This is a genomic window from Chryseobacterium sp. CP-77 (assembly GCF_036362765.1).
In the GTDB taxonomy this organism is placed as follows: domain Bacteria; phylum Bacteroidota; class Bacteroidia; order Flavobacteriales; family Weeksellaceae; genus Chryseobacterium; species Chryseobacterium cupriresistens.
Window position 1 is genome coordinate 3807375 of the sequence record NZ_CP143637.1, and the last position, 20587, is coordinate 3827961.

Sequence of the window (20587 nt, forward strand, 5' to 3'; positions counted from 1 at the left end):
GTTAAATCTAATTTTCGTTTAAAAAGAAACCTCGTTCACTTCTTTTCCTCTCTGAAAATTCATTGTTTTCTGGCTGCCTTTATAGGCAATGTTGACAATGTTGATCTGCTTAGGAAAAGCGCTTAAAAGGATCGTATTTTTAATCTTTAAGGTATTGATATCCGAAACACCTCCGGTTTCAAAATATACCCATACAGTTTCTCCGCTGACCTGACTTCCTGTGAAGGTAATCGTTTTAGGAGAGCCATTGACAAATACATCAAAATTATTGTTCACATATTTTTTTACCTCTGCTTCAAATCCTGCCGTATTAGGGTTGATTTTAATAGCGTCAGAGATATGGCTTGTATTCATTTTTGTGGTAAACTTCAATGTCTTGCTTCCATCAATATAGTCCACTTTGGTCATTGAAGAGAAAAAGTCTACATACATAAAACTCATTAACACAAAAAATGTTAAAATTCCTGATATATATAAAAGTTTTTTCATCTTAATTAATAGATTTACAATCATAGTTGTTCGTTATAAGTCACAAATAATATGCCAATTAAAAATTTACATTCACAGAATACTTGTCATAAAATGCTTTAATATGTGCTACAGCCTCATCAGCAGTATCTACCACACGATAAAGTTCAAGATCATCTTCGGCAATCATTCCTTCTTTTAACAGAGTTGCCTTAAACCAATCCAGTAATCCTCCCCAGAATTCGCTTCCTACTAAAACGATTGGAAATTTTCCAATTTTATTGGTCTGAATCAGAGTCATCGCTTCCGTGAGTTCATCCAGCGTTCCGAATCCTCCAGGCATTACTACGAATCCCTGAGAGTATTTTACAAACATTACTTTTCTCACGAAAAAGTAATCAAAATTCATGGAATAAGATTTATTGATATAAGGGTTGAAATGCTGTTCAAAAGGCAGATCAATATTAAGGCCTATGGATTTTCCTTTAGCATTAAAAGCCCCTTTATTCCCCGCTTCCATGATCCCCGGGCCGCCTCCGGTAATAATTCCGAAACCTAGCTTGGTAATCTTTTCAGCAATATCTACAGCCATTTCATAATATTTGTTCTCCGGCTTCAGTCGGGCAGAACCAAATATAGAAACACATGGACCGATTTTAGCCAGTTTTTCATAGCCGTCTACAAATTCAGCCATGACCTTAAAGACCATCCAGCTGTCCTTGGTGATTGTTTCATCCCAGGTTTTCTGTCTGAAACTGTTATGTAGTTTTGTTTCGTTAATATCAAGTTCCGGATTTATTAAGCTTTCATCTCTGGTTTCATCAATTTCCATTGCAAAATTTATTTAAAGTGTTTTTCGGCTTCTATTACGGATGATGGTCTTCCAACGTCAATAAGAATACTGTCATGTACAAAACCATGTATGTGCTCGGTTTGCATCAGATCCAGATATTCTTCCATAACAGAGAATTTGCCTGTTCTTTTTATTTTTTCAAAGATGACAGGATTAATACAATGAATTCCGCTGAAAGCAAGGGCCTTAAAACCTTTATTGAATTCAGCCAGTCTTTGCTCTCCGGTTTGCACATTGAGCCAGCCTCTCAAAACCATATCATCATTGAAAAGGAGTTTTCTCGAACTTTCTCTGTCCGAAACCGCTAAAGTAGCAAAATCTTTTATCTTTTTGTGGTATTCTACCAGTGCATTGATATTCAGGTCGGTGAGAATATCAGCATTCATGATTAAAAAATCTTCTCCGTGATCAAGAAATTTTCTTGCAAATATCAAGCCGCCACCTGTTTCCAGCAGTTCGCTGGTCTCATCAGAGATTTCAATCCTGCATCCGAAATTATTGTTTTTCTTCAGGAAATCAACAATCTGTTCTCCGAAATGATGAATGTTGATAACAAAATCCTTTATTCCGAAGCTTTTAAGGTAATTAATATTTCTTTCGAGAAGTGGAACTTCATTCACTTTTGCCAAAGCTTTCGGATGGTGATCTGTAAAAGGTTTCAATCTGGTACCTTTCCCTGCTGCGAAAATTAGAGCTTTCATTTTTTATAATTGATAAATGGTAATTGATGAATGATAATACTTTGTATCATCAATAAATGAAATTAAATCATTTATCAATGATCACTTATCGTTTATTTATTCAGTTGCGGTTGTTCATCGTGTTGAAGGGTGACCTCAGTACCTTCAGGATATTTTTCTTTGATAAATTCTGCAATTTTTATAGCACAATATACCGATCTGTGCTGTCCGCCTGTACATCCGAAATTAATCTGCAGATGTTCAAAGCCTCTTTCCAAATAATTATCAATATTGATGGAAACGAGAGATTTTACCAGTTCTAAAAACTTTGGCATTTCCGTTTTTGTTTCCAGATATTCCTGAACTCCTATGTCATTTCCGGTCTGGATTTTATATTCTTCAACTCTTCCCGGATTTAAAATTCCGCGGCAGTCGAAAGCGAACCCTCCGCCATTTCCTGAGTTGTCTTTAGGGATTCCTCCTTTTTTGTATGAAAAACTGTGTATCTCGATGTGTAGCATATTCTTTTTTATCTTTTTTAAACCATTAAGGTTTATTTAGTTATCTTAAAATTGCTTTGTATCTGCTCAGATATTTCGATCTGTCAGTCTGAGCGGAGCCGAAGACTTACTTATTTATTATTTCCTCAATTTTTTGCTTTGCCTTCTCTGAGGTCAGTTGCTGAATTACTTTCTGCAGTTCCGGGTAATTGTTCATCTGTTGCCATGAGTCTGCAAATTGAGTAATATTCTGAATTCCTTGCTCCAGACTGGCCATGAAATGCTGTTTCCTCTGTATCATCCCCCGGAATCCGTAGGCTCCCAAGACTTGCAGAAATCGCATCATTTGAATAGGCATCACTGCATTTCTTAACTGAACCTTTGTTTCAGTATCTTCAAACTGCTCAATATAATATTCCAGCATTTCCTGTTTGAAATCGTCCGGGAAATTAGCTTTAGCCTGAAAAAGAAAAGAGATGACATCATACATTAATGGTCCTTTCATTGCCGATTGGTAATCGATGAAAGAGACCTCATTTCTTTCATTCACCATGATATTTCTTGCCTGAAAATCGCGGATCATAATTCCTTTAGGGTCAAGATTTTCAATAAGTACAGCAATTTTTTTGAACTCTTTAAGGAGAGTCGACTTGTTGTATTCAAGCTCCAGAAAATCGGCGACAAAATTTTTAAAGTAATACAAATCATGAATCACAGGAAGCTCATCATAGCTTTCATATTCAAAGGTTCTGGAAAAGTCGATTTTACCCTGGGTCTGCATCTGCAGTTGGTAAAGCTTTTCTAAGGTCTGCTTAACCAAAGATTGTACAGTGGGAGACAAGTGATCTTTTGCAATTACCTCAGAAAGAGTTTGCTGCCCCAAAAATTCCTGGATATACATCTTTCTGTCCTCTGAAACAGCAAGGATGGAAGGAGTATTAAGGCTCAGATCTGAGAATATCTGGGAATAGTAAAGAAAACTTTCATTTTCCGGGATATTTTCATTGTACGTGATAATGTATTTCTCGGTACCGGCAGCGGCCAGAAAATTGACCCTCGCGGAGCCGCTTTGAGCTAATGTGCCGAATTCGGAAGATTTTTTACCTACATGGTTTTCAAAAAATCGTTTTGCGTTTTCAGAAGTCATAATATGGAACAAATATACTAAATTAACGTGAGTTGGAAATTATAGTGTAAAGAAGTGATTAAGAAGGTGGAAGAGCATGAGAATGGTGGTGTAGAATTTTGATTTTATTGAATGTTTTTATGAAAAATTTTAAGCCTTATAGGCCAGATCGGTTGTTTTTTACTTTTGGTTTTTAACTTTCTTTATTCAAATTCAGGATATTACAGGCTAATTTTTATCTTTGTAGTATGCTGAAAGACTTTAAACCTGTTTTAGGTATTTTATTGCGTTTTATTGTTATCTACCTGGTGTTGCTTTTTGCCTATCAGTTTTATCTGAATAGTGGGAAAGACTCCGGATTGGATTCTTTTTCAAGAATGATTGCCAGTCAGGTAACTTCTCTGCAGAACGCGATAGGTTATCCTACAGAACTTTATGACGATGTAAAGAACGAGCAGGTTTGGTTTTATGTTAAACAGAATTATGTGACAAGAATGGTGGAAGGGTGCAATGCCGTTTCTGTCATCATTTTATTTGTATCTTTTGTTTTTGCCTTTTATAAGGGAATGAAAACTTTTGTTTTTGTGGGAGCAGGACTAGTGTTATTATACATGATAAACCTTTTGAGAATAGTAGGGTTAAATATCGTGATGTCCGACCATAAGGAATATGGAAAGATGTTTCACGATTTTATTTTTCCTGCTATTATGTATGGAAGTGTAGTTGTCCTTTGGCTGATCTGGATTAAATTTTTTGCCTTAAAACATGAAAATTCTTAGCTGGTTTCTGGTGATCGCAGGCGTATGCGGATTGATAGGAGTAAGAGCTTTGGAAGGAACTCTTTTTTATGACCCTTTTTTAGACTACTTTCACGAAGCCAATAAACATATTGAATTCCCTGCCTTCGAATGGGGAAGACTGATTGCTGGTCATGTTTTCAGATTTATTTTAAATCTTTTTTTTTCCTGTCTGATTATTTACGGTTTATTCAGAAATAAAGACTGGACAATACAGGGAGCAGTGATGATGATTGTCGTCTTTGTCATTACATTACCGATTTATCTGTATTGCATTCATAGTAAATTTGAAATAGGATATCTTTTTTCCTTTTATATGAGGAGATTCGTGATTCAGCCATTAATTATACTGCTGATTGTTCCGATGTTTTATTACAGAAAACAGATGATCAGTAAAGAAAGCAGGAAAAGCTAATCTGAATTTTATTCTTCCTCAATAATTGTGTGTTTATCCACACTCGTTACATTTTCCGGAGTCCATTCTACACGTTTGACGAAATCTTTTTCGCGGACAGGGCAGTCCTTGATCTGGCATACCGGGCATGAAATTGGTTTACAGTCATCCATATGAAAATTGAATTCAATCGTACGTTTAATGTTTTTGGCAAGGAGAATAATGACTTTTTCCATTTCATCATGAGCATCACGAAGGTCATAATACCATGGCAGGGTAATATGCGCATCAATATGTAAGGAGGAACCGAATTGCTGGATTTTCATATTGTGCACATCAATCCATTCTGTTTGTCTGTTTTCTTCAAGGATTTTAATCACCTGATTTAATATTTCAGGATCCTGCTCATCCATAATACCACTCAGAGATTTTCGAACGATTTTATAGCCTACAAATATGATGTAAAGCCCAAAACTTAATGCTACTGCGGAATCCAGCCAATAGATTCTGGTGAAGTACACAATAATTAAACTGGCAACTACTCCTAGAGTTGTAATGGTATCGGACTGAAGATGTTTACCGGATGAAATAAGAACCAGAGAATTTTCTCTTTCTCCTTTTTTTATGGAAATATATCCCAGAAGATAATTCACAACCGCGGTGGCAGCAATAATCCAGATCCCAAGATCAATTTTGCTCAGCGTTTTCCCTACAATAAGACTGTGAACACCTTCATAGATGATCATAACACCGGCTATGGCAATCAAAGCTCCTTCAATACCGGAAGTTACGAATTCTACTTTTCCATGGCCATACGGATGGTCATCATCTTTAGGTTTGGCTGCAAGATGGAGAGAATAGAGCCCCATGAATGCACTGATGACATTGACGATACTTTCCATAGCATCAGAAAACACAGCATCAGAATTGGTTAGCTTCCATGCAATAATTTTTCCGACAAAAAGGATGATTCCGAATGTGGCGATGAGCTTCTGAAATCCTATTTTCTCTTTATGGGCATTTTTCTGGGTGTTCATAATTGTGTTTGATAAAAAAAAGAATCTCAATTCTGAGACTCTTTTTAATTTTGTTAGTTTATACTAAGTTGTTTGCTACAAGGTATTCTGCGATTTGTACAGCGTTGGTTGCTGCTCCTTTCCTCAGATTGTCTGCAACGATCCAGAGGTTGAGCGTTTTAGGCTGAGACAAATCCCTTCTGATTCTTCCAACGAAAACTTCGTCTTTTCCTTCTGAATATAACGGCATCGGGTAGTGGTTGTTTTTCACATCATCCATTACAATGACACCAGGAGTTTCAGATAAGATTTTTCTTACTTCATCCAGTTCGAATTCATTTTCGAATTCAATGTTTACACTTTCAGAATGTCCTCCCTGAACCGGAACTCTTACAGCAGTTGCTGTTAAATTAAAGGTATCGTCTCCTAAAATCTTCTTAGGCTCCTTCATCAGTTTGATCTCTTCTTTTGTGTAATCATCATCAGCAAATACATCACAGTGTGGTAATGCATTTTTGAAGATCTGATAAGGATATACTTTTTCAGTAGATTCATCTCCGCTGATTTCACCGTTTAACTGGTCTACAGCAGCTTTACCTGTTCCTGTTACAGACTGGTAAGTAGAAACAATCACTCTTTTTAAATCATATTTTTTGTTCAATGGCCCAAGAACCATGACCAACTGAATGGTAGAACAATTCGGATTTGCAATGATTTTATCTTCTTTTGTTAAAACATCAGCATTGATTTCAGGAACGACTAATTTTTTGTCAGGATCCATTCTCCAGGCAGAAGAATTATCAATTACTGTTGTTCCTGCTTCTGCAAACAGAGGAGCGAATTCAAGCGAAGTAGATCCACCTGCAGAGAAGATAGCAATATCCGGTTTGGCAGCTATAGCGTCCTTCATGCTTACGATGGTAAATTCCTTCTGTTTATACTTCACCTTCTTGCCTACAGATCTTTCGGATGCTACCGGGATTAATTCTGTTACAGGGAAGTTTCTCTCCTCCAAAACTTTAAGCATAACTTGTCCAACCATTCCTGTTGAACCTACTACAGCTACTTTCATTGATTTAATTAAAAATTTAAGATTAAACTATTTATAAATTATAACGCATATAATTTTTTTGTCTTTTTAAGCCCCGAAAACTCTTGTCCAAGGGAATGCAAATGCAAATAAACCTACTGCAATCAGTCCCATAATTACTACTCCTAAAGAAATAGTATCATTGGATTTTACTTTTTTGTTGACGATTGTCATCAAAACTGCCGCAATAAGCATAGAGAATGGATGTTCAACATACTGGAATCTCAATGCCGCATTTTTCATTACTTCTCCCATATTTAATCCTTTGCTGAACGTGGTGATCAACATAATGATTCCCAATAAAAACTGAACGTGGAAGAAAATCATCGTGAAAAGTGTTGTTTTCTTCAAAAATTTGTTCACTTTTCCACTGAAACCGAACATGGTAGCCAAAAGTGCAATAACAAATAATGTTACCAAAAGAATTTCAAGATACCCGAAACCTTTATGGGCATTAAGTAAAATGTTGTAAAAATCCATAATCCTATTTTTTTGTACACAAAGATAACAAAAATCCCGGCTCAAAGCCGGGATTGATATTGAGAAAATCTAATATTGTGATATTATTAGAAGTTGAATGATAATGTTGCTGCCCAGGTAGTTCCGAAACCGAAATAAGCACGGTTACCAGTTGCTAGACCTTTGTACATCATACCAAGTTGTTCGTAAGTCTGATTTTGTGAATTAAGTGTTTTTCCATCAGCCAGATATTTTGGTTTATCATCAGCAAATACACTTGTAGCAGAATCAGAAATATATACAGTATCAAATAGGTTGTAAACGTTAGCTCCGATTGTGAAGTACTGAGCTTCGTTTTGTAATCTGATTTTGTAAGAGAAACCTACATCGAATAAGTTGAAGTCAGGTAATTTCAATACTCCTCTATCCTGTGCAGAAACGTTAGTAAATGTTCCTGCATCAATAGTAGAATAAAGTTTACCCACATATCTCCATGTTCCGAAGATATTAAGATCTTTTACCGGTTTTACAGTAAGTCCTAATGATGCAGTCATCTGAGGGATACTGTTATTGCTTGAACCTCCTACTTTTACTTTATCTAGGTATAGCTCGTTACCTGCTGAACCAGCTAAAGTAACAGGATTGTTGTTATCATCGAAAGAAGCTACACTAGCATTTCCTTTATAATAGTAATCTCCCCAAGAGAACATCCCCTGAACTTCCAAGAAACGGTTAGGTCTGTATACTCCATCAAATTCTACTCCCTGGTGAACTTCAGTAATTCCATTGATTTCAGAGTAACCTGTAGTAGTCGAACCGTCTGCTAAAGTGAAAGTCTGACCTGTTTTTCTCAACCATCTGTCTTTCCACTGTGTTCTGTATACGTTAACATTTGCAGTGAATTTTGCAGATCTGAATCCATATCCAACTTCAGCAGAAGAAATTTTCTCGTTAGTCAGATAAGGATTAATAAGTTGTTGGTTACTTGGATAAACTGTGTTAAGGAAAGGTTGCTTGCTGTAATATCCTAGGTTAGCAAAAACGTTATGTTGTTCATTAATATTATAGTTAGCTCCCCCTTTAATGTTATATCCGAAAAGGTTTTTAAATCCTGTTTTCGTGTTTACAGTCTGACCTTTTACTGTACTTCCGTCTACTATAAAGTTATCAATTCTCTGGTAACCTTGATTAGATACGGAACCTTGTAAGAATGCAGATAGATTGTCTTTAGTATATTCTACCTGTGCAAATCCACTATACCAAAGAACTTCTCCGTCATTGCTATATCCAATCTGGTCTTCAGATGGAGCTAGTTTACCTCCAAAAGGATTCCAGCTAAGTTTTTTATAATCATAAGTATTGCTTACGATTCTTGGAGCAAAATTTTGGTTTGCCTTGTCTTTATATCCTGCTGCTCCATAAAGATCACTAATAACCTGATAATGGTAACCATAATAATATCTGTCATCTGTTCCTATCGAGAAATTCCAGTTGTCATTGATTTTATGTTGGAAGTTTGCTAAGATACCATACCAGTTGTGAGAGTTGATACTTGATCTACGAATTAAAGTACTTCCAGCACCCGCAGTATTTAAGTTAACAGCTGCGTTAGCTGCGAAAATAGCATCGTAGTTAAAGTGACCAGCCGTATCGTAGAAATCAGTCATTCCTTTTCCTCCTACTTTACCTAAATCACCTGTTCCACCACCTCTACCGTTAGACATGTATAAAACAGTACTTAATTTAGACTTTTCACTCATTGTCCAGTCCCAGTTTAACATCATTACTGGTTTAGAGTAATAGTTAGATCTGTTTGCTAAAGCAACTTTGTTTCCTGAAGCATCAGTGTAGTAACCAAAGTCAGAGTTATATCTTCTGTAAGGACTTTTTCCATCATATTCAGGATTATAGTTGATATAATTTTGAATTGTTGGAGCAAAAGTTCGTTGATCGTGCCACTGAGGAGCAGATGTTATGGTAAACTGTAAGTTATGCTTTTTGTTGATTTCATAACCTAATGCAAAGAAATATGCATAAGATTCATAATCTGTATTTTCAATATAAGTACCTCCGGCTTGTCTGCTCATTAAGAATGATGCTGAAACACCATCTTTAGATTTTCCTGTATTGTAAGAAAATGAAGTTTTTAAATAGTCGTTGTTACCAACACCTAATCTGATTACCCCTCCTTTTTTCATATCAGCAGAACGGGTAAGGAAGTTTACTGTTCCTCCTACAGAAGCAATAGCTAATTTAGAAGACCCTAAACCTCTCTGAACCTGTAATGTACTTGTTACATCGGATAATCCGGTCCAGTTTGAGAAATAAACAGTACCACCCTCCATATCGTTAACTGGCATACCGTTTACCATTACAGCGATGTTTCTTGATTCGAAACCTCTGATTGTAAGACCTCCATCACCAAAACCACCTCCGGATTTTGTAGCGTAAACAGATGGAGTAGTGTTCAAAATCTCAGGTAATTCTTGGTTACCTAATCTTTCTGCAAGTTGTGCCGCTTTAATTGTAGATGCAGCAACAGGTGTTTTTCTATCTTTAGCGATATCCGTAACACCTCTTAAGATTACCTCCTCAATATCTTTGGACTTTTGTACTGTGTCCTGAACTTGTTGAGCGTAATAAACACTAGCTGTAGATAAAGTAATTACTGCAGTTAGTATCGATTTGTTGATTAATTTCATAATCGTTAGTAATAATTAGATTTAATTTTCTGCAAAATTCGCAAAATTAAATTTAACTATTATTAACTCAATGTTAATTTTTACTCAGTCTTAATAATGTTAAAGTGTTAAAAATCAGTATTGTGGCTAAAAATTGAATTTTTGTATGAAAAAAGTCATGTTATTGAATTTTTAACAAACTGGGGGTGTTTTTGTTAAAAATTCAACGCTATTTCACTGCTTTGAGACTCAAATCTATATTCTCAGCAGAGTGGGTAAGGGCTCCTACAGAGATATAGGTAACACCTGTAGAGGCAACTTCTTTCAGCATATCGCGGGTAATTCCTCCTGATGCTTCAGATTCACAAGAACCGTTGATCATTTTTACAGCCTCCTTCATCGTTTTTACATCCATATTGTCTAACATGATTCTGTCAACTTTAGCATTGATAGCTTCCTGTACCTCTTCAAGATTTCTTGTTTCAACCTCTATTTTTAACTTTTTCTTATTCTTTTTAACGTAATCCTTTGCCATTGCTACTGCATTGGTGATGCTTCCGTTGTAATCAATATGATTGTCTTTCAGCATGATCATGTCATAAAGACCATACCTGTGATTGGTTCCTCCGCCAATAGCCACTGCCCATTTTTCACACATTCTGAAATTGGGAGTCGTTTTTCTTGTATCTAAAAGTTTAGTTTTGGTTCCTACCAATCGAGAATCCCACTCATGGGTAAGGGTAGCGATACCGCTCATTCTCTGCATGCAGTTGAGCACAAATCTTTCAGTAGAAAGGATAGATCTTGCACTTCCCGTAACTATAAGCGCTACATCTCCGAATTTACATGGAGTTCCATCTTTAATGAAAACTTCAACCTTCAGGTTTTTGTCAAAAGTGTGGAAAATAATTTCTGCCAGCTCAACGCCTGCAAGAATACAGTCCTGTTTTACCAAAAGTTTAGCACTTTGTACAAGATCCTGTGGAATAGTAGATAGGGTAGAGTGATCCCCATCCTGAATATCTTCTTCAAGAGCGTTTTTTATAAATGTCTTTAATGCTTTATCTGTTACGTATGCTGGTCTTTTCATTGTGTGATTTCTGTTAGGCTAAGTCTTTATTGTAAAATGCTCCTTTATTCTCCGTCATTTCCATAGATTGGGTAATGATGAGATGGGCAACGGTTGTAAGGTTTCTTAATTCCGATAATTGGGGGGAAAGAATAGAATAGTGGTATATTTCATCTACAGCAGCGGCAATTTCCTGGTGCTTTTGTAGTGCCATATTCAGACGTCTGTTGCTTCTTACAATTCCTACCAGATCGCTCATCATTTCCTGAAGCTGCTTTCTGAGATAGCTTACGATGACCATTTCGTCCATGATTTTCATACCTTCTTCATTCCATTCCGGAACGGCTTTCAGGTCATCAAAGTTGAAACTGTTTTCATTCAGAAGCTCTACTGTTTTCATCGCGGCATTATGCCCGAAAACCAAACCTTCAAGAAGAGAGTTTGAAGCAAGCCTGTTGGCACCGTGTAGTCCTGAGTTGGTACATTCACCCACAGCAAAAAGATTTCTGATGGAGGATTGTCCGTCTCTGTCTACTTCGATACCTCCCATTAAATAGTGGCAGGCAGGTACAACAGGAATCAGCTGAGTGAAAGGATCAATTCCTTCATCTTTACATTTTTTATAAATATTCGGGAAATGTTCCAGGAATTTTTCATGGTTCATTTCCTTGCAGTCTAAGCCGACAAATTCGTCTCCGGTAATTTTCATTTCGGCATCAATGGCTCTTGCAACGATATCTCTTGAGGCTAATTCTTCACGTTCATCATATTTATGCATGAATTTTTCGCCCCTTTTGGTTCTTAATTTTGCTCCGTCTCCACGAACGGCTTCTGAAATCAAAAACAACATTCCATCCATTTTGCTGTACAGAGCTGTCGGGTGAAACTGGTAATACTGCATATTGGAAACCTTTCCTTTGGCACGGGCAACAAAAGCAATTCCGTCCCCTGTTGCAATCGTAGGATTGGTGGTGTTTTTGTAAACATGTCCTGCGCCTCCTGTGGCAGCAAGCGTTATTTTAGAAGTAATTTTTTTGATGGTTTTGGACTTCTCATCCAGAATGTAAGCACCGTAGCAGTGGATGTCTCCTTCGTTAAGTTCCTTTCCGGGAACATGGTGCTGTGTAATGATATCAATAACGTAATGATGATCCAGGATTTCGATATTCGGACTGTTATTGGCAGTTTCCAATAAAGCTCTTTCGATTTCAAAACCTGTAATATCTTTATGATGTACGATCCTGTTTTCAGTATGGCCTCCTTCTCTTCCTAAAGCAAATTTACCGTTCTTCATATCGAACTGTGCTCCCCATTCTACAATTTCGTTGAATCTCGCAGGAGCTTCTCTTACCACCATTTCTACGACGTCACGTTTGTTTTCACCGTCACCGGCACGCATGGTATCATCTATATGTTTCTGGAAATTGTCATTCTGAAAATCTGTAACGACGGCGAGACCGCCTTGTGCATACTTGGTATTGCTTTCGTCTTCATCAGACTTGGTTACAATAATGATTTTGGCATCAGGGTGCTGTTCAGAAACTTTAATGGCATAGGAAAGTCCGGAAATGCCGGAACCGATTACTAATACATCCGCTTTTATCATATGCTGGCTTTAGGTACAATCGTTTAAAATATTAAATAAATTTAAACAATTTTTCGTTTGGTTTTCTTACTTTTTTCATGTGCTGGAAATGATCTTCTTCGGAGCGGTAACCTAAAGCGAGGGTAACGGTTACTTTTTCTGTTTCAGGATTGATCTTCAGAATGTCTTCTATAAGATCCTGGCGGAAACCTTCCATAGGACAGGAGTCTATATTTTCAATAGCAGCGGCATACATAAGATTGGCCAATACTATATAAGACTGTTTTTCTGCCCAGTTGAAAATTTCATCATGTGTTTTCTGGTTAATATGCTGATTAATGCTGTTTCTGAAAGGATCAAGTTTTTCCATTGGAGTATCCCTTACTTCAGAAATATGATTAAAATAGCCCCGGATATAGTTCTCTTCTATAATTTTTTTTGAAATAATAACAATAAGATGAGAACAGGTGGAAATCTGAGATGGATTATAAAAGGCGGGAATTAATTTCTGTTTCATCTCCTCGCTTTCAACAATCACAATTTTATAAGGCTGAAGTCCCAGCGAACTGGCAGACAGCTTTCCTGACTCAAGAATGTTGTGAAGGGTTTCCTGAGGAATAATCTGATGATTGAATTTTTTTACAGAATATCTTCTGCTTAAAGCTTCCAAATAATTCATACGACAAATTTAAGCATTGAATATGAATAAAGAGTCTTTAAAATGAAATATCTCCTGCCTGTTCATACAAAAAAATCACCCCGGCCGGCGGGGTGATTCTTTTGATGTGTCGGAAAGTGTAATTATTCTCTGTTCTTTACAACAATCCAGCCTGAGAATTTTATCGGAGTACTGTTTTTATTATTTTCATTCCATGAAACAGAATACCAATAGTTTCCTGTAGGAACTTTTTTACTTCCATTGGTAGTTCCTGCCCATTTGTAACCATTGGTTTTATCGGCCTGGAACATTTTATAACCATACCTGTCGAAGATGGCTATTTCCAGGTTTTGTTTATTGGCCAAAGCTGAATAATCTATAAAATCATTCTTGCCGTCATCGTTAGGTGTAATAATATTGATAAGGTTAGGTACTGTAATATTGACTTCAACAGGAACGCAGTTATAACCGTCTCTTACATATACTTTTGCTTCTCCTCTGGCAATATTGGTAAACACATTGGAATCCTGCCAGTTGATATTATCCATAGAATACTGATAAGGAGGAGTTCCGCCATTGGCATATACTGTTACCGTACTTCCCGAAATATCAACCGTTGTAATAACCGGATTATCGGAAGGGTATACTGTTACTTTCTGGGTTGCAACACAATCTCCGGTTTTAAGTTTTACCCAGTAAGTTCCTACCCCTACATTTTTGATAGATTGAGTAGTAGCTCCTGTGCTCCATTCGTAGCTTTTGAAACCTGCGCCTGCATCTAAAGTAGTTGTATTTTCTATACAAATTGTCTTGTCTAGCAAAGTTCTTGAATAAACAGGAGGGATTACCGTTAATGTAACTTTAGCAATAGAATAACATCCGTTTGAGCTGAATACTTTAATATAAACTACACCGTTAGGAGCAATGTATGCTGCCGGAGTAGATATTGCATTGGTTCCACTGATGGCATCTGTCAGCGATGGATAGTATTCTTTTGTAAGTCCGCCCTGAGAAACGACAGCTCCTGTAAGATTAAAGGATGCCATAGACGGGTTGGTCTCAATAAAGCAGGATTTTATTTCAACATCATTCACAACCACAACAGGGTAAATATTCAATGTAATTTTAGAAGTACTCACACATCCCTGAGGAGTTGTTACTTTTACATATATTGTTGCTGCTGCAGACGCATAGGCAGAAGGATTTGTTATCTGGTTCGTACCGTTATTAAGGTCGTATAAAGTAGGATAGAATTCTTTGGTAACTCCGGCAACAGTTGTTACAGCAGCTGTGTTGAGGTCAAATGTTGCTGTCCCTGCATTATTGTTATTACATCCGGTCAGACTGGCATCTGTTGCTGCAAATGGTGTGGGGTTAAGCTGGATAACACCGTCGCCATTATCGCAAAGAGTAGACGTAGGATCCTTAACTACCACTTTGATCGTCGTATTTCCTGAATATTGAAAACTTGATGGATTGGCGATAGGCGTTGAGCTTCCCAATACATAATATGTGAAAATATAATTTCCGGGATTATTTACAAATTGGGAATTATAAGAAGTAAGGTCTACTGTACCATTTCCTGTAGCGGGATTTGTACAAACGAATGGGGTTATGGTATTGCTTAGGATAGGAACTTTATCTACAAATACCTTAACATTTTTAATAGAATGTCTTGCACTGGCACCTCCGGTTGCTGCAGAGAAACCAAAATATCCCTGCGACATTCCTACGGCACCTCCGGAAGGAGCAAAAGACTGATCTACAATAAGAGCACCGTTTATTCTCACTTTGATAATCCAGTTTGTCGGGTTGGTAAGATCTGTTTCTCCATTTACCTCAACATGTCTGTAAGTGTCTCCTACAAACGGATTGGTAGCAATAAGATCAGGGGAGTGAAAAGTGCTTCCCGGAGTCGTGTTGAACTCAATATTGTTCCCGGCTGTATTATTGGTACCATAAAGAATGTGAACTTTACTCATCTGGCCTTCAGTGGTATTGTTGAAGATATCAAAACCAACCATGAGCCCGGAAGCATTGGCCGGAATTCCCAGTCCTCCTCCTGATACAAATCCTGTTGGTGGATTAGCGAGATACCAGAAGGTGAAACCGTCTCCTTTTCCAAATTGTGTGGTTCCGTTTCCGTCTATTCTGAAATCGAATTCCACTTTCCACTTATCACAATAGCTCAGAGTGATAGGAGTGGATAATTTTACGGCCCCGTATCTGCTGGTCTGATCGGTTGTCAGTCTTACAAAGTCTCCGCTTACTACAGCATCAGAGACGAGGTCCCAGCCCGTTGTATTTACAGGGTTTCCGGTAAGTTGATAGGTTTGCGAAAGAAACCTTCCCGGCAGGCATAATAAGATAGCCAGTAAAAAAAAGAGTATATTTTTTTTCATAGTGGATGGATTATGATGTTATTGCTTCTTGATATAAAATTGTTTTTTAAGTTTAAATTATTAGTGAAAAATTAATATCTGATCCCAATCTCTGTTTGGGCAAATTCTGTTTTTTAACACCGAAACTACCCCAAATGAGGTAGTTTCTGATAGTAATTTTATTCCCTGTTTTTAACCAATACCCAGCCTGAGTATTTTGTTTCAGTATTGTCTTTATTGTTTTCGTTCCATGAAATGGTGTACCAGTAAGTTCCTGTAAGAACCTTTTTACCGGAAGCTGTGCCGTCCCAGGTGAAATTTCTCATTTTTCCGGCTTCATACAATTTATTGCCATATCGGTCGTAAACGATGAATACAAGATTCTTTTTGTAAGCCAGCGCTGAATAGTCAATAACATCATTTACATTGTCTCCGTTTGGAGTGATGGCGTTAATCAGGTAAGGAACGGTAATCTGAACTTCAACAGGGGTACAGTTGTAAAAATCTTTTACATACACTCTTACTTCGCCTCTTGCTAAACCTGTGAATATATTGCCAGGCTGCCAGTTCACTCCATCCAGAGAAAACTGATATGGAGGTGTTCCACCTGCTACATTTACTGTTATGGTGTTGTTGTCAATATCGATGCTGGAAATCACAGGATTTGCAGATGCTTTTACATTGACAGTCTGCGTAGTGATGCAGTTACCGGTTTTCAATTTTACCCAATAAGGACCTACTCCTACATCTTTAATCGATGAAGTTGTTGCTCCCGTGCTCCATTCATAGCCGTCAAATCCAGGTCCGGCATCCAGATCTGTTTTTTCTCCGATACAGATGGTTTTGTCTTTCAGGACAGAAGACGTTACAGGAGGTAATACAATAAGGTTTATTTTAGCAATATTAAAACAGCCGTTGGCATCCGTTACTTTAGCATACACGGCAGTAGTTGTAGATAAATACTGAAGAGGATTCATGATTTCATTGACTCCGTCCAGAGCATTCGCTATAGAGGTGTAATATTTTTTGGCAGCACCAGCACCTAAACTAGTAACATCTGCGGTAGTGAGATTAAAAATAGCACTGGTAATGTTATTTTCAATAAAACATGATCTTAGGGTAGCTTCCTGCACAGGAGTGTCCGGGTAAAAGGCCAGCGTGATTTTTGCTGTACCTGTACATCCCTGAGGGGTTGTTACTTTTACATATACTTCTCCGGGAGCAGAGAAGTAGTTGCCGGGATTTTGAATTTCATTCGTATCTGCATTAAGGTCTGCTAACGTTTTGTAGTATTTTTTAACAGCTCCGGGAACACCTGTAACATTTGCTGTATTCAGGTTGAAAGTGGCTGTTCCTGCTTTGTTATTGTTACATACCGTAATCGTTTTGTCTTCCGCTTTGAAAGGAGCAAGAACCAGCAAAATTTTACCGTCCGGATTATCACAAAGCAGCCCTGCATTATCTTTAATAACAACTGTTACTGTTGAGTTAGCGTTGAACTGATAATTGGTCGGATTAGCAATAGGTGTAGAACTTCCAAACGGATAATAGGTAAATGTATAATTGGAAGGGTTGCTGACAAATTGTGAGTTGAAAGTAGTCAGGTTTACAGATCCGTATCCGGTTGTAGGGTTGGGGCAGAATGACTGTGTTGCTGAATCCTGTAAAATAGGAACTTTATCCGTATAAATTTTTACATTTTTAATGGAATGTCTTGATCTTGCTCCTCCTGTAGATGCTGAAAAACCAAAATATCCTACTGTCATTGCAGCAGCAGTGCCTGAAGGCGCAAAAGACTGATTACAAATTACGTTACCGTCTATTGTTATCTTTATGATCCAGCTGGTAGGAGCTGCGGGATCTACCTGTGCTGTCACTTCCACATGTTTAAAAGTGGTTCCCTGAAACGGTTGTGTAGTATTCAGATCCGGTGAATGGAAAGAACTTCCGGGAACATTAAAGAACTCAACGTTATTGGTGTCTGTTGTATTTTGAACCTGCCCGTAAGCCACGTGAACTTTGCTCATGGTAGCAGTTGTGGTATTGTTATAAGTGTCAAGTCCTACCACAAGACCCACTGCATTTTGAGATACCCCAAGCCCGGATCCTAATACGCTGGCAACAGGAGGGTTGGCAAGATACCAGAAGGCAATTCCATCACCGTTGGAGGTTTGGTTGGAGTCCATTCTGAAGTCAAATTCCACTCTCCATTTGTCGCAATATTTTAAATTGATGGGGTCATTCAGCCTGATAGAACCGGACTGGTTGTTGGTATCCGGTGTAAGCTGAATAAAATCTGTGTTTACCTGGGTGGGAGAAACCATGGTCCAACCGGTAGTTGTTACCGGGTTTCCGATAAGCTGATAAGTCTGGGCAAAGGACTTCCCGGCTATACAGAGTAAAAAAACAGATAAATACAATAATAGATTTTTATTCATTTATAATGGGACTTAGATTAATATGTAAAGATATTAAATCCCAGTTAAATAATGTGTATTTAATGTTAATTTCGCTTAAATTTTAATAATATTTTAAAAAAATACTGCTAATTATGAGATAATGGTGAATATTATAGTATCTATTAAGTATTTACATTAATTAAATTAAAATAATGAATTGTTGTCCAGCCCTTCAAAATAAGTATCGATTTCAAGATCGGGAGAGCCCGCTGCAGCAACGGCCAATTTGTCGCAAAGCTCGTTTTCAAAGTGCCCGGCATGACCTTTTACCCAATGCATTTTTGGGGAGTGTTTGTTATACAGCTCTACAAATTTTTTCCATAGATCTGGATTTTTTACGTTTTTCCAGCCTCTTTTGATCCATCCGGCAATCCAGTTCTGGTTGATCGCATCAGATACATATTTGCTGTCTGTGTAAACGTGGATATCGTTTTCTGTAGATTTCAGTTTTTCCAATGCTGTAATGACCGCCAGAAGTTCCATTCTGTTGTTGGTCGTTTTCCGAAAGCCTTTGGAAAATGTTTTCTGGTAATTTTTTTCAGGAACACGCATGAGAATTCCATATCCGCCTTTTCCCGGATTTCCGCTGCAAGCCCCGTCGGTATAAATTTCGATTCTCAAACCTGTTTTTTAAAAATGGATGTATTGACTACAATTAAACTGATCTAAACTTGAGTCTTTCTTAAAACGGGAAATCATCATCGTCATCAAAATCATTCATTGAAGAACCGGAAAGTTTTGAGCTGTCCGGAAGATCAAATGCTGCTCCTGGCTGAATCGTTGTTTTAATCTTGTCAAAGCCGCTTGGTTCTCCAAAGTTGGAAGGATATCCTCCTCCGGCACCACCATCAAATGCTGCTTCAATATCACCGAATTTGGCAAAATGTTTTAAGAAAGATAATCTGACATCTGCTGTAGCACCATTTCTATGTTTTGCAATGATAAGTTCGGCCTGGTTTTCAGTAGAAGTTTCCTGTCCTTCTTCATCATTATCCCAAACGGTAATTTTATAATACTCCGGTCTGAAGATGAAAGATACGATATCCGCATCCTGCTCAATTGCTCCGGATTCCCTCAGATCTGAAAGCTGAGGTCTTTTTCCGGGACGGGCTTCCACACTTCTTGAAAGCTGGGAAAGAGCAATTACCGGTACGTTAAGTTCTTTTGCAATCGCTTTTAATGAACGTGAAATCATGGAGATCTCCTGTTCACGGTTTCCAACTCCTTTTCCACCGCCACCGGCTGTCATCAGCTGAAGGTAGTCGACCATGATAAGTCTCACTCCATGCTGCATCACTAATCTTCGGCATTTTGCACGGAAGTCGAATATGGAAAGGGAAGGTGTTTCATCAATATACAAAGGAGCGTTTTCCAGTTCAGATACATTGGAAAACAGTCTCTGCCATTCTTCATCATCCAGGGTTCCTTTTCTTAGTTTCTCTGAGGAAATCCTTGTTTCAGAAGCAATCATCCTGGTGATAAGCTGTACTGAGGCCATCTCGAGAGAGAACAGAGCCATAGGAATTTTGTGGCCTACTGCAATATTTCTTGCCATGGAAAGAAGAAAGGCTGTTTTACCCATCGCCGGACGGGCGGCAATAATGATGAGGTCAGAATTCTGCCATCCTCCGGTTTCCTTATCCACATCTCTGAATCCTGAAGGAACTCCGGAAAGTCCCTGCTTATCTTTTAACGATTTAATCGTATCAATAGCTTGTTTTACCAATGAGTTGGCAGTATCGAATCCTTTCTTGATAGTTCCATTGGTAATCTCGAAGAAAGACTGCTCTGCCTTGTCCAGAAGTTCAAAAACATCTGTAGATTCTTTATAGGAAGAATCAATTACGTTAGCAGAAACATTGATAAGGCTTCTTAAAATATACTTTTCAAGAATAACACGTACGTGATATTCGATATGGGCGGACGAGCTTACTCCCATGGTGAGGTCAATAATGTAATGATCACCACCTGCCTGGCTCAGCTTGTCTTCTTTTTTTAAATCCTGAATGATGGTCATTAAGTCTACCGGGTGGTTGCCTTCATACAATTTGAGAATAGTAGAAAAGATGACCTGATGTCTGGGATCATAAAATACCTCCGGGGTAAGAAGGTCAATGGAGTGGTCAAGACCTTTTTTGTCAATCAAAAAAGTTCCGATAACCAGTCTTTCAAAGTCCACTGCATTGGGAGGCATTTTTCCATCCGCAATAGACAATTCTTTTGCAAAGTTTCCGTGTGTCAGGGATGATAATGTTTCTTTCTGCGCCATGGTGCAAAGATAGTTTATTTAAAAAATAATCAAAAAATAGTATTCAACAAATTATTAGCAGTCTTTCGTAAAATGCTGTAAACAGGAGGTTGGTCTTGTTGA

The 20587-nt window shown here is 37.8% G+C and carries 18 protein-coding genes; 2 read left to right on the forward strand and 16 right to left on the reverse strand.

The genetic code is table 11. From position 1 onward, the window contains the following. Positions 1 to 18: 18 nt before the first annotated feature. The 5 genes from V0410_RS16975 to V0410_RS16995 form a co-directional block, all read right to left on the reverse strand. Positions 19 to 489 carry a DUF6702 family protein gene (locus tag V0410_RS16975; RefSeq protein ID WP_227941116.1) on the reverse strand — a complete coding sequence of 157 codons (471 nt, stop codon included), beginning with the start codon at positions 487 to 489 and terminating at the stop codon, positions 19 to 21. A gap of 58 nt (positions 490 to 547) precedes the next feature. After that, on the reverse strand, positions 548 to 1300 hold the full coding sequence (locus tag V0410_RS16980) for a TIGR00730 family Rossman fold protein (protein WP_110008400.1): 753 nt from the start codon (positions 1298 to 1300) through the stop codon (positions 548 to 550). Between the two features lie 8 nt (positions 1301 to 1308). Then, positions 1309 to 2022 carry a nucleotidyltransferase family protein gene (locus V0410_RS16985; protein ID WP_330744985.1) on the reverse strand — a complete coding sequence of 238 codons (714 nt, stop codon included), beginning with the start codon at positions 2020 to 2022 and terminating at the stop codon, positions 1309 to 1311. A 92-nt stretch (positions 2023 to 2114) separates the two neighbouring features. Next, positions 2115 to 2522: a RapZ C-terminal domain-containing protein gene (locus tag V0410_RS16990; RefSeq protein WP_330744986.1), complete on the reverse strand. Its 408-nt coding sequence runs from the start codon at positions 2520 to 2522 to the stop codon at positions 2115 to 2117. Between the two features lie 106 nt (positions 2523 to 2628). Then, positions 2629 to 3648, reverse strand: a complete 1020-nt coding sequence (locus tag V0410_RS16995; RefSeq protein WP_330744987.1) for an aminoglycoside phosphotransferase family protein — start codon at positions 3646 to 3648, stop codon at positions 2629 to 2631. Between the two features lie 227 nt (positions 3649 to 3875). Between V0410_RS16995 and xrtF the strand changes: the two genes are divergently transcribed. Both xrtF and V0410_RS17005 read left to right on the forward strand, forming a co-directional pair. After that, positions 3876 to 4406: an exosortase family protein XrtF gene (gene xrtF / locus V0410_RS17000; protein ID WP_330744988.1), complete on the forward strand. Its 531-nt coding sequence runs from the start codon at positions 3876 to 3878 to the stop codon at positions 4404 to 4406. Next, complete coding sequence (locus tag V0410_RS17005; RefSeq protein ID WP_202841741.1) at positions 4393 to 4839, forward strand: exosortase F system-associated membrane protein; 447 nt, start codon at positions 4393 to 4395, stop codon at positions 4837 to 4839. Before xrtF ends, V0410_RS17005 begins: the two co-directional genes overlap by 14 nt. 8 nt (positions 4840 to 4847) lie before the next feature. Here the strand turns inward: V0410_RS17005 and V0410_RS17010 are convergent, their stop codons facing one another. The 11 genes from V0410_RS17010 to dnaB form a co-directional block, all read right to left on the reverse strand. Next, on the reverse strand, positions 4848 to 5855 hold the full coding sequence (locus V0410_RS17010) for a cation diffusion facilitator family transporter (protein ID WP_330744989.1): 1008 nt from the start codon (positions 5853 to 5855) through the stop codon (positions 4848 to 4850). A gap of 58 nt (positions 5856 to 5913) precedes the next feature. Then, entirely contained in the window at positions 5914 to 6906 is a 993-nt protein-coding gene (locus V0410_RS17015; protein ID WP_110008407.1) for an aspartate-semialdehyde dehydrogenase, read from the reverse strand. A gap of 66 nt (positions 6907 to 6972) precedes the next feature. Next, complete coding sequence (locus tag V0410_RS17020; protein ID WP_034691532.1) at positions 6973 to 7404, reverse strand: hypothetical protein; 432 nt, start codon at positions 7402 to 7404, stop codon at positions 6973 to 6975. An 86-nt stretch (positions 7405 to 7490) separates the two neighbouring features. After that, entirely contained in the window at positions 7491 to 10085 is a 2595-nt protein-coding gene (locus tag V0410_RS17025; protein WP_330744990.1) for a TonB-dependent receptor, read from the reverse strand. A 208-nt stretch (positions 10086 to 10293) separates the two neighbouring features. Then, positions 10294 to 11154 carry a carboxylating nicotinate-nucleotide diphosphorylase gene (nadC, locus tag V0410_RS17030; protein ID WP_330744991.1) on the reverse strand — a complete coding sequence of 287 codons (861 nt, stop codon included), beginning with the start codon at positions 11152 to 11154 and terminating at the stop codon, positions 10294 to 10296. A gap of 13 nt (positions 11155 to 11167) precedes the next feature. Next, positions 11168 to 12739, reverse strand: coding sequence for an L-aspartate oxidase (gene nadB / locus V0410_RS17035; RefSeq protein WP_137904406.1), 1572 nt, complete (start codon positions 12737 to 12739; stop codon positions 11168 to 11170). 31 nt (positions 12740 to 12770) lie between these two features. After that, positions 12771 to 13397 (reverse strand): NAD(P)H-dependent oxidoreductase, encoded by a 627-nt coding sequence (locus tag V0410_RS17040; protein WP_330744992.1) that lies wholly within the window; start codon positions 13395 to 13397, stop codon positions 12771 to 12773. 122 nt (positions 13398 to 13519) lie between these two features. After that, a complete protein-coding gene (locus V0410_RS17045) occupies positions 13520 to 15778 on the reverse strand; it encodes a T9SS type B sorting domain-containing protein (protein WP_330744993.1) in 2259 nt (752 codons plus the stop codon). Positions 15779 to 15936: 158 nt separating this feature from the next. Beyond that, positions 15937 to 18195 (reverse strand): T9SS type B sorting domain-containing protein, encoded by a 2259-nt coding sequence (locus V0410_RS17050; RefSeq protein ID WP_330744994.1) that lies wholly within the window; start codon positions 18193 to 18195, stop codon positions 15937 to 15939. 165 nt (positions 18196 to 18360) lie between these two features. Beyond that, positions 18361 to 18837 carry a ribonuclease HI gene (gene rnhA / locus V0410_RS17055; protein WP_330744995.1) on the reverse strand — a complete coding sequence of 159 codons (477 nt, stop codon included), beginning with the start codon at positions 18835 to 18837 and terminating at the stop codon, positions 18361 to 18363. Positions 18838 to 18898: 61 nt separating this feature from the next. Further along, positions 18899 to 20485, reverse strand: a complete 1587-nt coding sequence (dnaB, locus tag V0410_RS17060) for a replicative DNA helicase (protein WP_330744996.1) — start codon at positions 20483 to 20485, stop codon at positions 18899 to 18901. Positions 20486 to 20587: the final 102 nt, after the last annotated feature.